Origin of the sequence: cyanobacterium endosymbiont of Rhopalodia gibberula, from assembly GCF_003574135.1 — a bacterium.
GTDB lineage: Bacteria > Cyanobacteriota > Cyanobacteriia > Cyanobacteriales > Microcystaceae > Rippkaea.
Genome location: NZ_AP018341.1, coordinates 2633385 through 2648631, shown reverse-complemented (window position 1 = coordinate 2648631; position 15247 = coordinate 2633385). Strand labels below are relative to the sequence as shown.

Annotated in this window: 7 protein-coding genes; 4 read left to right on the top strand and 3 right to left on the bottom strand. The window is 31.0% G+C overall.

Annotated features, from left to right (window positions below; all coding sequences use genetic code 11):
- Positions 1-548: 548 nt before the first annotated feature.
- From dnaK to isiD, 4 genes are all read left to right on the top strand, one after another.
- Positions 549-2708: a molecular chaperone DnaK gene (gene dnaK, locus RGRSB_RS08575; RefSeq protein ID WP_119260686.1), complete on the top strand. Its 2160-nt coding sequence runs from the start codon at positions 549-551 to the stop codon at positions 2706-2708.
- Positions 2709-2790: 82 nt separating this feature from the next.
- Positions 2791-3684, top strand: a complete 894-nt coding sequence (locus tag RGRSB_RS08570) for a DnaJ C-terminal domain-containing protein (protein ID WP_119260685.1) — start codon at positions 2791-2793, stop codon at positions 3682-3684.
- 178 nt (positions 3685-3862) lie between these two features.
- Positions 3863-5056 carry a 4-hydroxy-3-methylbut-2-enyl diphosphate reductase gene (locus tag RGRSB_RS08565; RefSeq protein ID WP_119260684.1) on the top strand — a complete coding sequence of 398 codons (1194 nt, stop codon included), beginning with the start codon at positions 3863-3865 and terminating at the stop codon, positions 5054-5056.
- A 3746-nt stretch (positions 5057-8802) separates the two neighbouring features.
- Positions 8803-9015 carry a protein IsiD gene (isiD, locus tag RGRSB_RS08560; protein ID WP_044106871.1) on the top strand — a complete coding sequence of 71 codons (213 nt, stop codon included), beginning with the start codon at positions 8803-8805 and terminating at the stop codon, positions 9013-9015.
- 1713 nt (positions 9016-10728) lie between these two features.
- Here the strand turns inward: isiD and RGRSB_RS08555 are convergent.
- From RGRSB_RS08555 to RGRSB_RS08545, 3 genes are all read right to left on the bottom strand, one after another.
- The gene (locus tag RGRSB_RS08555; protein ID WP_119260683.1) at positions 10729-11610 is read right to left on the bottom strand and encodes an N-acetylmuramoyl-L-alanine amidase-like domain-containing protein; all 882 of its coding nucleotides are present in this window, start codon (positions 11608-11610) and stop codon (positions 10729-10731) included.
- A 1007-nt stretch (positions 11611-12617) separates the two neighbouring features.
- Positions 12618-12830, bottom strand: coding sequence for a transposase (locus RGRSB_RS08550; protein ID WP_119260682.1), 213 nt, complete (start codon positions 12828-12830; stop codon positions 12618-12620).
- A gap of 808 nt (positions 12831-13638) precedes the next feature.
- Positions 13639-15174 (bottom strand): SagB/ThcOx family dehydrogenase, encoded by a 1536-nt coding sequence (locus RGRSB_RS08545; protein ID WP_119260681.1) that lies wholly within the window; start codon positions 15172-15174, stop codon positions 13639-13641.
- Positions 15175-15247 lie beyond the last annotated feature (73 nt).

Genomic DNA, 15247 nt, shown 5'->3' with positions numbered 1-15247 from the left:
CAAGATTTAAAAGCAGGACTGTCAACTTTTATTTATTAAACTTTTGTTACAGCTGCTCTAAAAGCGATACAAGAAACCAAATTTAGTTCAATTTAGTTCCTCTGAATGAAGAGTTGAATTTTGTGAAAGATATAGTTTTTAAATAACCAAATTTATTCTCTCTAAGAGTACGGTGAGCATTGCCAACTTTGTCCTTTTAATCTTTCTGTTTCCTTGGTGAGACTTTTCTCTATTCTTTGTCTACTTATAAGCACCTAGATTTAGTAATCTAAGATTTAGGAATAACTACTAGAAATTGATGTCAAGATATGTGAAGTTTTACATAGGTCTTTGACTTCTAGAAGAAACGTTCTAGAATATCTCCCGTTAACCGTTACCGATTCCCTTAAACTCCTCAGACGGTTTAACGGAAGACCTCTCACAACATTAGGATAGAATATTGTCAGTGAGACACGGTGGCCGGTGGCACGCTTTCAGCGTACTCGGTCAACTCTCGAAGAAACAAAGACTCAAGACTTAACTTGGAGTAGCTGGAGAAAAACAGAGGCATGGGAAAAGTAGTCGGCATTGACCTGGGGACAACTAACTCTGTGGTAGCCGTCATGGAAGGCGGAAAGCCAGTAGTGATAGCCAGTTCAGAAGGGATGCGGACAACCCCTTCAGTAGTGGGGTTTAATAAAGATGGAGAATTGGTCGTTGGGCAATTGGCTAGAAGACAGGCTGTTCTCAACCCTCAAAACACCTTTTTTGGGGTAAAACGGTTTATGGGTCGTCGATATGACGAGCTTGAACCTGAATCGAAACAAGTTCCCTATACTATTCGTCGAGACGACAACGATAATATAAAAATTCGCTGTCCTCGTCTCAGAAAAGAATTTGCCCCCGAAGAAATCTCTGCGATGATTCTACGGAAATTGGCAGAGGAAGCTGAACGTTATTTAGGAGAACTGGTCACAGGAGCAGTAATTACCGTTCCTGCCTATTTTAATGATTCTCAACGTCAAGCGACTAAAAATGCTGGGCGCATTGCTGGCTTAGAAGTTCACCGTATCCTCAATGAACCTACGGCGGCTTCTTTAGCCTACGGGTTAGATAAACAGCGCTCGCAAAAAATCTTAGTCTTTGATTTAGGAGGAGGAACCTTTGATGTCTCTGTGCTCGAAGTGGGGGATGGAATCCTCGAAGTTAGAGCAACAAGTGGGGATACCCAATTAGGAGGCAATGACTTTGATAAACGTATTGTAGACTGGTTGTCCGAGAAATTTGTTGAACAGGAAGGGGTGGACCTCTGCAAAGATAGACAGGCATTACAACGCCTAACAGAAGCCGCAGAAAAGGCCAAAATTGAACTTTCAGGGGTTAGTACAACCGACATTAATCTACCCTTTATCACCGCGACTGAAGATGGTCCTAAACATATCGAAACCCGTTTGACTCGCTCTGAATTTGAAGATCTTTGTGGAGACTTAGTAAGTCGCCTCCGTCGTCCTATTAAACGTGCCCTCAATGATGCACAGTTGACCCCCGTTCAAATCGATGAGGTAGTATTAGTTGGGGGCGCAACTCGAATGCCCATGATCAAAGGGTTGGTACGAAGTTTTATTGATAAAGAACCTAACGAAAATGTTAACCCTGATGAAGTGGTGGCAGTAGGAGCAGCCATTCAATCAGGCATTTTGGAAGGGCAAGTTAAGAACATCTTGCTACTTGATGTGACTCCTCTATCTTTAGGGTTAGAAACCATCGGCGGTGTTACTAAAAAATTAATTCCTCGTAACACTACAATTCCGGTCAGACGTTCGGATACATTTTCTACTGGAGAAAATAATCAGACCATGGTGGAAATCCATGTGGTTCAAGGAGAACGGGAAATGGCTAAGGATAATAAATCTTTGGGAAGGTTTAAATTAAGCGGAATTCCGCCAGCCGCTAGAGGAATTCCCCAAATTCAAGTGGCGTTTGATATTGATGCTAATGGAATTTTACAGGTGATGGCTCGTGATCGTACCACTGGACGAGAGCAAACCATTACCGTTCAAGGAACTTCCACCCTCAATGATGCAGAAGTTAATAGAATGATTCAAGAAGCAGCCCAATTTGCTGAAGGTGATCGCCAACGAAGGGAACGAGTGGAAAAACGTAATCGTGCTAAAGCCCTAACAGATCAAGCATTACGGCGACTTAAGGAAGTTACTCTTGATTTTGGGACTCAATTCACCAGTCCCTATCGCCGTCAAATCGAGTCTTTGAATGCTGAAATTATTGATAGTCTTGATAAAGACGATGAACGCCGTATTGATCGCGCTCAAGCTGATATGCAAGATGTCCTCTACGAACTTAACCGAGAAGTTCGTCTACAATATGACGAGGAAGATGAGGGCTTTTTTAACTCCATTCGTAAGACATTAACGGGCAAACCTGAAGATGATCTTCCCTATACTCCCCGTCGTCGAACCACCTATCGAGACGATTATGCTTCTTCCCGTTATGATGAGCGTCAAGACTATCGATCACCCCGCTACGATAACTATGACGATTATGAAAATTGGGGAGCAAATCGTTCCCATCGTTCTCTATCGAGTCGTAAGCCATCCCCGTCAGATAAACGATATCCTGAAACTGAGTCCGAAAGATATTATGCCCGCGATAAGTCTCGTCTTATTCCTGCTGAGAATGATTGGGATGAAGAGGACGATGATTGGCTCTAAATTAGTTGATAAGTCATTTGCTACTGAGTTTTTTTTGAACCTAACTGTTTAATGTCTACCGTGTTTATTGATAACTGATTATATGCAGCAAGTCCGCAACCACTATGCCATTCTAGGAGTCCCCAAAAATGCTACTAGCGAGGAGGTGAAGAAGTCCTTTCGGAAATTGGCACGACAGTACCATCCTGATGTCAATCCAGGGGATAAGACTGCTGAGGAAAAGTTTAAAGATATTAATGAAGCTTATAATACCCTCTCGGATCAGACCAAGCGCGCTGAATACGATTTACAACTTTTTGGCAAAGAGAAACGTCGTTCTAGTCGTGGACGGGATACAATCCCCCGTAATGGTAATGGTGATGGTAGTAATAATTATTATCGTCAAGATTCCGATTTCTGGAAGTTTAAAAATTTTAGCCCAGGAAACAGCAAAAGGATCAAAATCGTTAAGCCTTCTCATTCAGGACGACGGGATGTAGAAGCTAAGTTAAATTTACCTTTAGAAAAGGCTTATCAGGGTGGACGCGAACGTATTCGCCTTGAAGATGGGCGATCGTTAGAAGTAGAAATGCCCTCAGGAATGATTGATGGGCAAAAAATTCGCCTCAAAGGACAGGGACTTGATGGGGGAGATCTTTATTTAAAAATTTCTCTAGCAACTCATCCGTATTTTAAGTTGCAAGGAACGGATATTTTTTGTCGTATTCCCGTTACTCCTAGTGAAGCTATTCTTGGAGAGTCCATCGAAATTCCCACCATTGATGGGTTAGTTAAAATGACGGTTCCTAAAGGAGTTCGTTCAGGTCAACGCTTACGTTTAGCTAATAAAGGATATCCTGATGGCAATGGTAGTCGAGGAGACCAATTAGTAGAAATTCAGATTGCTATTCCCTCAGAAATTAATGAAGAAGAGTTAGAACTCTATCAAAAAATTCGCGAAAGAGAAACGTTTAATCCGCGCCAGAATTTTTTTTAAACGAATTATAAAAATTGCTCATTAATTAGCCAGTTTAAATCCAAAATAATTAATAATCATCACTTATATTAGATTTATTGTAGTTGTTGAGGCATCTATAAAAGACAATCAAGCTATTTTGTAAATATCCGCTTAAACTAAAATCACACTTCCTGTCAAGACATATAGATCAAGCCTTATGGATACTAAAATCTTTAAACGTTCATTGCAACAGTCCGAACATTACCATCGTAAAGGATTTGGCCATCGGTCAGAAATCATGAGAGTTCTGAGTGCAGAGTATCAAAGTTCTTTGATTCAGCAAATTCGTCAAAGTAACTATCGATGGCAAGAGGGAAAAGTAACGATTCACCTAGCAAAAACATTCGGGTTTTGTTGGGGGGTTGAACGGGCTGTTGCGATGGCTTATGAGACCCGTCAACATTTTCCTAATAAACGTATTTGGATTACTAATGAGATTATTCATAATCCTTCTGTTAATCAACGACTTCTAGAAATGAACGTAGGTTTTATCGAAGTGATTAATAATCATAAAGACTTTTCTATAGTTAAAAAAGGAGATGTAGTTATCTTGCCAGCTTTTGGAGCAAGTGTTACCGAAATGCAACTTTTAAGTGATAAAGGTTGCACCATTGTAGATACTACTTGTCCTTGGGTTTCTAAGGTTTGGAATTCTGTAGAAAAGCACAAAAAACGTCATTATACTTCCATTATTCATGGCAAATATCTTCACGAAGAAACTGTTGCTACCAGTTCATTTGCAGGGAATTATTTAGTCGTCTTAAATTTAGAACAAGCCAACTATATTTGCAATTATATCCTTAATGGGGGAAACAAAGAAGATTTTTTAGATAAGTTCAAGAATGCCTATTCACCAGGATTTAATCCTGATCATGATTTAGAAAAGTTGGGGATTGCTAATCAGACGACTATGTTGAAAAGTGAAACAGAACAAATAAGTGAAATTTTTGAAAAAACGATTATTAAAAAATATGGACTAGCTACTTTAAATGACCATTTTATGAGTTTTAATACAATCTGTGACGCCACTCAAGAACGTCAAGATGCTATGTTAAAATTAGTTAAGCAAAAGTTAGACTTAATGGTAGTTATTGGAGGCTTTAATTCTTCTAATACCACTCATTTGCAAGAAATTGCTATCGAACAACGAATTCCATCATATCATATTGATAATGCCACTCGTATAAAACTGAACAATACCATTGAACATAAACCTTTAGGTAGAGATTTAGAACTGAAAGAAAACTGGCTCCAGGACGGTTCTATTATCGTTGGTGTTACCTCTGGAGCATCTACTCCCGATATTGTTGTAGAGGCTGTTATTAAGAAGATCTGTGCCACTAAAAATTAAATACTTACTTAAAACTAGTGATTGCTTTCATTATCTTCGACTAACGTCTTCTCAGTTATCAGTTTTCGCTGGTAACTGACACTTCAAATAATACAAATTAATACTCCGATATCTTAACTAATAGCTTATGAATTAAAATCAGTAATTGGTTACATGAATTAGACTCTCAAGAGAGAGAATAGCTAAGTTGAGTAGGATCAAATGGCTCAGAAAATAGAGCTTTTTCAAACTAATTAGTTGCTTACTTGCGGACTCAGTAAAGATTGGAATCTAATTTTTACTAGTTTAACAGTGCCGCAATTAATTAATTTGGAATAAACTTTCTGTCAACCTTGATGACAATGGAAATTGAATACAAAAGATTGATAAATAGTAAACAAAATAATTCAGGAAACTTAATTAAAAAAATATCGTGATTCTTCTATCATTAAGTTATCAAGAAAAGAAGAATAGATATTTTATCTTTAACATAGGCATAAAATCACTGGTCTAATTATTTAGATGAATCTACTATTTATTTGGGTATCCACTATAAGTCTCGATTATTAGAATTACTCAAAAGACTTCAACGTGACTGCAACTTAATCATAATTATCGTTTTGCATTATATTTTTTACATGAAATTAATTTAGCCGTTTATTACAGTGATTGCCTAGCTTTTCTTAAACAATGCAAACTCTATACATAGATTAGATTGTCCTATTAATGTCTGAAAATTACATATTCTAAAATATATTTTTAGAATTAAAGTTGCTATGATAAAAATTATTATTAGGCTAGAAATTAGTTTTATGAACTTCTGATTAATTATTTACTTTAATTTATAAAAACTAGGTTTTTTACAAAAAATCTAGTTTATTTTTTATATTTTAATTTAAAGTATCTCAAAATAATTAATATTATGCAATTAATATCAAAAATATATTTACGATAAAGTCATCACCTTAACCTCATAGAGAGAGTATCTAATTAATTAAATAAAACGAAATTAGTTGAAGTTATAGAAATTAGTTGATTGTAAAATTTTAATAAAAAAATATTGCTCTTAAATCTGCTCTATCTAAGTTACAGAGGTTGAAAATTTATGCTTTTTTAACAAAAATTAAATGCTAGCAAAGTTTAATATAAATTATTTAACAATTTGCTTAAATTATTAACAGTAACTCTAAATTCTTAATTAAGTGATATAAAAACTTTTTACTAAAGATTCCCTTAAGTACAACTTATAGTTTGGTATTCGTGGATCTTCAATCTATTGAATCAGGAGATAAAATAGGTTAGGTAGGAGATTTATTAACTACGTTTAAGATTAAAAATATTGCTTTTTTAGGGGAACTCTTCCGTTGGTAGATAAGTTACGGTTTCTGCAGAAAAATTATCACAAGAAAATATTGATGTCTTATTAATTATTGGTACAACTTAATAAAGATTACTAAAATAATTAATTGATGAGCTTTTTTTATATAATTGAAAACAACATAAACTGAGTTAATTTTATAAAATTTATTATTATGGTTTAGTCAATAGTCAATATAGAGAGTTTTGATGTAATTAAAAAAATTTTTAAAAAAATTAAGTAAAATTAAAAGAAAACACAATAAGTAAAGAAAAAGTAGTTAATATTTTTTTTCAAATTGTTACTCTCTTAAAAGAGATAATAACATGGTTTAAATAATTTAAATTGTGGCAAATTAAGTAATTTTTTTGAGCGTAGTTAATTAATTTTAATATTAAAAATCTTATTTTAGATCTAAAATAAGATTTTTAAATTACTTTTTTATTAGGTTTTTTTGAAGAATACTAATAAGTTTTTATATACCTGATTTAATTTAGCTTTTTGTTCTCTATTTTTATTTTATTTATTTTTATACAAAACATATTAACTCATATTTAATGCTGAAAAAAAATTTTTGTTAACTGAAATTTTTAAGTTCTTTAGCTTATAATTTAAGGATTTTTCTCTAATCATCTGATGAAACATTAAATTGTTTCATCAGATAGGATTAAATCCGATAACTATACTCTCTGAAAAGAGAATAAGAAGTTTAACCAAAAATAATAATTTAAAGTTTAATTATTTATTTAATTTCGCTGAGAAAATCTCAATCTTTTAGTAAGACCCCTTTCATTATGATCATGAACTAAAAGCCTATATACTAACGTCTATCATTTCCATGATAGCTCTAATTTTAGAGAATAAGTTGACAAATATTTTTTAAATAATTACTGAAATAATATTTATTTTTTTACTAAAAACTAGCCATTATAATCTTAATTATAAGAATTTTTTTAAAATTTTATGTTTTTATTCAAATGTTTTATAACTAAATCTAGCTATTTTTTATTCACTTTTTTAGTTTAATTTCATAAGTTTTTTCCTGTTGATAGATTGATAAATACATAGACGTATTATCATTTATAGCCCTGGTGTACCATATTTTTTACCTCTTATTATGAGCGTTTAATAAAATTTAGTATTATATTATTTGCGGCTACTCACGTCTGTGGCAATTAATTCACAACATTATTACATGATTTTTTAAAAAGTAAACTAGCCTACTTAAAACCTTTTTTTTCTATATTTACGACTATTTTACCATTTATTTATAAAATCTTGTTTTTATGATTTCTACGCTTACTTTTTTTTTTAGATATACCAACACTATATAATAACTTATTTGTCTTGTAAGCACAGTAATTATATCGATTGCTAACCGTTCCAATATCTGAAGTTTTTCTATTTATAATGATTAACTTATATTTTTGAGAATTATCTCTATTTTTTGTTACCTACTTCATTCTTTTTATCTATATTCTTTATTTCATTATTTAAGACCTCTTTAACAATCTTGAGCTTAAGTATCCTAGTATCTATTTTTTTAGATTTAAGTAAACTTAACTACTTATTTCTACTTATTTATTTTGTTTCTACATTGATTAGATTTTGTATAGCAACTGTTTCTTTTAAAAGAAACAGTTGCTATACAAGGTAAATCTTTTATAGTTTATTCATTATTTTAACGAGGTTTATTGGTCGTAAAACTACACTAAATAATAGTAATTATAAGTTTATATTTAATCTTTTTAATTTATTTTCTGTTCCAGAAATTAATAACATAAATAGTTTTTTAAACATTAATAATTTTATCTGTTAAACTAAATTAAACATTTGATACCATCAGTATAAACTATGTAAATATACTAAGTATTGTATATTTTTATTGTCAACAAAATCTGCCATAACATCATTTATATAATCAAGTACTTTTGAGAAGTCTGTTTGTGATAACAAAATTTTATTTAAATTTTGTTATCACAAATTATATCGAACCTTCAACCTTAAATATTTAGTGTTTTCAAGTTAAACTTAGTTGGTTCTATAGTGTCAATTGCCTGACAGTAATTATTAAAAAATATTAAAATATTTTCCGATGCCTTAAATAAAAATGGATCTCTATAAACCTCTAAAACCTTAGTTAAATAAGGACCTTGAGAAAAAAATGAGATTTGACTTTAATCAAAATATCAAAATTTCTTAATTGAATTTATGGGAAGATTTCTCAGATCACAGTAGAATGAGAGAGAAAGCATAGCAAAAGTCATTAAAGTCAAGGATTATTTAGACCCCTATACCAAGTTCACAGATGGAACTCTACTTGTTGTTGGAGTTTAGAACAAAGAGTCTATCCTAACCTACACTTCGACTGCTATAAAATTCAGAGTGCGGATTGATCAGGAGGTGCGGAATGACAGTTTTAAGTGCAAGGCGGCCAGACATTTCGGCGTTGACGAAAGAGGAGGTCGCAGATTTAGCTAAGCGGTTAGAACAAGATGATTATAGTAACCCATTTGACGCCCTCAATGATTGGCATTTACTGAGGGCGATCGCTTTTCAATGCCAAGAATTAGCTGAACCATATCTATATCTACTCGACATTGAAGCCTATGATGAAGCCTAATCATTTTAGGTGCTAACACTTAATTTAGTAGGCATCAGGCAGCACCCGCACTACAATCGTAGTGTGGTTTTTTTTCTCTTCTCTTTTTTTGTTACTATTTCTAAGTTCTTTCCACTTAATTTTAAGCAAATTATTAATTTTTCAAATAAACTAGAAGAAGGGATATCCTTCTATAATCTAGTTTTGGAAGCTCAAGATTAGTTACAAAAAAGTGGCTTTATCTCTAGCTAAAAATTTATTTTATTTGATATTAATTTTTTGAATAAACGGCTTTAATCTAATTATTTAAAAGTGAATCAAATAAATTAATTAGGTTTTGTTGAAAAATTTAAAACATCATAATTTTAATATCTAACCTACAGTTAGAGTTTTAATATTTAAGAAATTTAAATAAGTATTCTATAGTTAAAATAACTAATCTTCTTTATTACCTAATTATTTTCTTATACCAGTATAATTACTTTAGTTATTGGGTTTCCTTTTCTAATAATTTCTAGTTCAGTGATGATTACTATGTTTTTAGCAACAAGATTAAAATCTAGGGAACCTGAGCCATAAGAAATCTTTAAGAGATAGTTAAACCAAAAACTTGAAGAATTGAAATAACTCAGTTAAAAAATATAAACTTTACGAGAATAAATAAATAAAATTTTTAGAAAAAGTTAGGTTTATTTAAACTTTATAATTGCTATACAGATAGTTTATAAATTTGTCATACTAACTTCTTAAAAAAGAATGAAATTAGTCAAATTTTTTCTAAATTAAATTACTATTTTCTATTTAGAAAATAAATCATCAACTCCTAGAAGTGGAAAATAAAATTACTCTGAGTAGTTTGAAGTGTGATCTTGAATTAACAAAAATTGGAGAAGATCTCTGTCAAGCTTAAATTTTTAACCTTCATCATTTTATTCAAGACCCAGTCAGAAGTTTACAATAATTATAAAATAAACTAAGAATAACAAATATCTCTAAAACAGAAAATATCTAAAACTTAAAACTGTTAACTGAAGTAAATTAAAATCTAATATGAACAATTGAGTATCTTAGTTAAGAATTTAGGCTCTTCTAGACTGAGTCTAATTAAATAGTAGCTAATAACCTCAAAAATTATTATTATTACTATATTTTTTGACTTCAAAATCTAATTAAAAATTAATTTTTAATTACCTAGAAATCTTGCAAAGCGAACTACTTATTCTTTTTTTATTAAAAAATAATCACAGATATTTTAAAAAAGTTATCATTAATATGATTGACTCTTTATTGTCATAAAATATTTGTTATATTACATTACATGTCAGCAACAATAAATTTTTTACTAAAAAATAAATTTTAATACATTAAAACGAAAATCTTTTTTCTATTATCGCTTTAATGTTCTTAGGGACTGCTTATACTCAACTGTCATGAATAAAATAATTGAAACAACCCTGATATTAACTGAGATAATAAATTTTAAATCTTTTAAGATAAAGTTAATAATTATATTGACAATAATAACAACTTCAACTCAACTTTTATCATTCTTGTATCTGGTGAATTGTTAACTTAATTATAAGAAGGGTAGAAAAAATAAAATAAAAGTGATTATTATCATAATAAACATCAACCCATTGGTAATAATTTTTGGTTGTAATTGCTTAGCTAGAAAGGGAAAGGATTGTATTTTGTAATGGTAACTTTAAGTCTGAAAAGATTGAGTAAGCTATGTTAGCCAGAAATTGGTGTAAATTTAGAAAGAAAGTTAACTAGAAAATTTTCACTTTTTTTAGTGTTTAATCGAATATCAACAGGTCTAGTAACTATAATTCCAACAGAATTTTTGACGTTTATCACATAGTTTTGTAAATCTCTAGCAATGGTAACTTGTCCGGCAGGAGAAGCATGAATAAAACTGATATTTCTTTCTATAGCTTGATAAATTAAACCTGTATGGGTAACATCTAAACCATCAATATTAGTGGCAACACTAATAATATCTCCCGGTTTTAGTTTATAATAAATTTGCTCTACTTTATCATTGGGAATGTACTTTAAAACAATATTGTTGATTTCATTTTCCCTTTTTACTATACATTCATAGTTAATTTTATTAGTTGTTAACTTAGCATATAAGGTTCTATTTTTACTCATAAAATAAAGTTTTTTATTAAATTTAATTCCCCCTAACTCGGCCGTTATATTTTTAACAATTCCTCGCTTTTGATTATCATTGATCCAATCTGAAAAATAATGTAATCGACTACAATAACCATTTATAAAACCATTAATATAACGTTGTTCTTGTAGATGTTTAGTAAAAGTTTTATATCTACTATTATTTAGAGTAATACTACGAGTAATAGCTAAAACAGTTTCCACAAATAAAACACAATCAAATTCTTTGAAGGAGATAAATAATTGTTCTTTTTCAAATGTTTCTAATAAACCTGCTTTATAAGTTGCTCCCAGAAATTGTTTTGCAACTTTTTGCATTATTTCTCCCATTGATAACTTGGATGAATCATGATTATTCACTGAATCAACAATGCTTTTAAATTGTTTTTCTAATTCAATCTCATAAAATTTTCTTTTATATAATTGAGCTATCATATTATTCAATTTATTATTAATTCGTATTTTTTAGTACTGATACTATAAAAAAATAGCATCAGTAGAATGATAACAGTTTTTAATTAAGGATCACCGATTATTAACAAATGCATTATAATCGATAAAATAAAAGAATTTGCTGTGACATTGTTTTTCACAGTTAGGTCAATTTAAATTAACTATCTGTAACTTATTTAAGAGTAATTTATATTATTGTATAATTAACATACTTTCCATAAGTTTTCAACTAATAATCAGCTTCATTAACTATTTATGCTATTGTTGTATGCAAACTTTTGAAATATTTATATTTTTTATTCGTAAAATCTCAACAACAGTTGACAATATACTAACATTTAAAATAAAAATTAAAAATAAAATTAATTAAGATTGGGGGATGATAAAAGCAATTATAAACTTTTCTTAAAAAAAATCTACACATTTTCTTGATTTCTATAAATAAAAGGTGATTAATCAATATCTGTTTTTATTGGTAGTATTATTTACTAATTTTAATTATTAATAATTTATTAAAATATGTATTGTATTTATTTTTTATTTAAAGATTAAAGAGAGTTTATAAAAAATTTATCCAAGGTATTCATTAATGACACTTAATTTTCAGATAATATTTATACTAGTGTTAGTCACTGCTTTTTAAGCAAGAAGAGATTTTAGTAAAGCAATTGAGCTTATTTTATAGGTTAATATTATTAAATTTATAATAAATATTTCTTTATAAAGATAAAGTTAACTTAGTTTGGTTTACATAAGTAACAATCTTTGTTGTGTAAAAATCTATGATGATTTATCGTCTTTACTTAATCGATAAAAATAGAAGTGTTGAAGTAATAAAATAGTTAATCTTGTTTAAAGAAATTTAAATACTTAAACTCTACCTTAATGTTAGCTATTAGTAACAATTTTAAATTGAGTAGATTACACTGAAAATAGTTGGTAAACTAACTAATTGTATTTTCACAGGTTGCTAAATCAATTCGCTTGTTTTATTGATAGCTTGTATTAAGTCCTCTAGAATTTAGGGATTTTTGAGTTTGCAAATATTTCTTGATTTTCAACCAACAGTTTTCAATGGGGTTGAAACCAGGGGAATAAGGAGATAAAAATATGAGTTCTACTTCTGTGGATTCTATCAGTTCTTTAACTTTTGTGGCTTTGTGAGCGGTAAATTTTCCGTGAATACACAGGCTTCTGGGCATAGTTGTGGTATCAACATTTCTGTTTTATCAGTGAGAAAAGCTTTTTATTAAACAAATTTATCGGCTATTCCTATAACTGTCATCGGCTTATGCATCTAAACCTTCATGTTTAGCTTGCTTGATAAATCTTTTTAACCCAGCCTTTCGTTCTTCTATACTTTCTTGGACTTGTTTCTTGTCTAACTGCACTATTGCTTGAGAATAAATTCCTAAACGATTCGGTGTTTTACCATAAGCCAGTAAATCATTAATCCCAGAGAGTTGCCTTTGAACAAAATAACAAATTGTTAATTGACTTTAGTTAAGTTTTGCTAAGTGCAGAGATGATTAAAATAACTCTAACATATTAGAAATATAATCAAGTATAAGAAAAACTGACATTTACATTTGATTTTATATTTTTTATTTCTGTCTATTTTAATCCAAGACTTACGAATCTTTAAATAGATAACCTCAAACAAAAAGCTTGCCACATCAAAGAAGGTAAGCTTTTGTTAAAAACAAATAATAGGCCGATAGAGTTTTTGAGTTAAGACGTGATTTCTCCGAGTAAACAACAATAAAAAAGGTCTTGAAAAGATTAATTTAAAAACATCTTAAGTTAGATAAATAAAATGATTAAGTTGAATTTTGCGTTAATTTTAAATCAATTTACTTCTACTCAAAGATGGATATGAAATTATTTTTATCCCTCCTGTCAGTAGGGGATATACTGTCCGTAATCTAAATCCCTAATTTAGGATTGAAGTAGAGACAGGAAGACAAGAAAGAAATTATTCTAACTTGTGTCTACTTTTTCCTTTTAAGATTAGTTCCTCCGTTGTGGCCGTCCTAAAGTAGTAATATAAAGAACCGCTTCCTCGGGAGGAATTCCTAAGACTTCATTGACTTGATCGTCAAAAAATCCTCCTATTCCACTTACCCCTAAATCTAGATAAATAGCGGCTAAGTTTAGCTTTTGTCCAAGATGCCCTGCATCTAAATGTAAATAACGATAAGCGCGATCACCATATTTAGCAACAGCTTTTTGAAGATCGGCTGTATGAAAAACTAAGGCCCCCGCATCCCGTCCTAGGTTCTGCCCTAAACATAAATAATGTAGTTCTTGCCGGAAGTTTTTAAAGCGAATTTGTCTTAATTCTTGTGCTTTTGGCGCATAATAATAACATCCTTCTTCCAAACTCGTAACCCCAGAAACAGCGATAAACGTTTCGATCAACTCCAAATCAAAATAATCAGGATTAGGATCTAAATCTGTTTTTTCATAATCTTGAGATTGATAGGTAAAATTTAGTAGGGATTTAAGTTCATCTAAGGTTAGATTTTCTCCTGTATAGGCACGAGTGGATCGCCGTTTTAAAATGGTGTTTTCTAAGTCAATTAGGTCGTTATTCCAGTCAAGAGGTGATGTTTCGGTAGAAACTTTCAAACAAAACGGAAAATTATATTTATCTTCTAAAGAAGATGGGTCCGAGGTTGAAATCGAAAATAGAGACGGTTCTGGGTCTCTAATTTCGGTTGCTTGATGGAAATAAGAAAGTAATTCCCCGTCATCAATAGGAGGGTAATCGGTGTGAATCTCTGAGGGAAAAATAGTTGTTTTTGGAGGATTAAAGGAAATTTGATTACCGTTGGATACATCCTGAAGGGAAATAACTGTAATGGCAGCTTCTTGATTAGGATCAAGATATAATATGCGGCTGATCATCTGATCTACAAATCCCCCAATCAAATGAGGACGATATTGGTTGATAGCACAGCCTAATTCGATATTACCTAATAAATGTCCTGTATCTAGCATTATTCTGCGATAAGCTCGATCTTCATATCGCCAAGCTGACCGCTCAAAGACTGCTGTTGTGATTATAGCTAGTTGGGTATCTTCTAAGATTAAATTTTTAAAACAGGCTTCTTGTAAATCAGACCAGACATCACTTTCCCAGAAATGAATGAGGGAGTGGGTGTTGGATTGGTAATTATACAAACCTGAAGGTAACAAAGAGGTTCCCCGAGAAATCATATAAACTTCCGCAGGATAGAGTCCTCCAGCTGAAGGTGCAGTTCTTAAATATAAAGGAGTTCCCATAGTAGAAACTTTAGCCGTCAAGCCATAACTACAAATGAGTAAACGAGATAGACGTCGCCATTGTTGGGCTAGTTCATCTTGAGAGTATTTTTCTGATAAATAGGTCGTAAGATCGTACGAGTGACCAACTTTATATTGTTTAAAAACCGAGGGTTGTTTTGACCAATCTAGTCCTTTGTTTTTAGTAGCAATGGTTTCAGGATGGTACTTGGTTCGTTCGTGATAATGGGTAGCGATCGAAGTTAGCTGATCTGACATAAAATAAAGTTATTATAATGAATAGCATTTCAAGTTTAATTTTAAGCCTTATTTCTTTAAGTCTCACTCTATA

Coding starts and splice junctions, on each gene's coding strand:
- dnaK (WP_119260686.1), top strand. CDS start 549: ATGGGAAAAGTAGTCGGCATTGACCTGGGGACAACTAACTCTGTGGTA.
- RGRSB_RS08570 (WP_119260685.1), top strand. CDS start 2,791: ATGCAGCAAGTCCGCAACCACTATGCCATTCTAGGAGTCCCCAAAAAT.
- RGRSB_RS08565 (WP_119260684.1), top strand. CDS start 3,863: ATGGATACTAAAATCTTTAAACGTTCATTGCAACAGTCCGAACATTAC.
- isiD (WP_044106871.1), top strand. CDS start 8,803: ATGACAGTTTTAAGTGCAAGGCGGCCAGACATTTCGGCGTTGACGAAA.
- RGRSB_RS08555 (WP_119260683.1), bottom strand. CDS start 11,610: ATGATAGCTCAATTATATAAAAGAAAATTTTATGAGATTGAATTAGAA.
- RGRSB_RS08550 (WP_119260682.1), bottom strand. CDS start 12,830: ATGCCCAGAAGCCTGTGTATTCACGGAAAATTTACCGCTCACAAAGCC.
- RGRSB_RS08545 (WP_119260681.1), bottom strand. CDS start 15,174: ATGTCAGATCAGCTAACTTCGATCGCTACCCATTATCACGAACGAACC.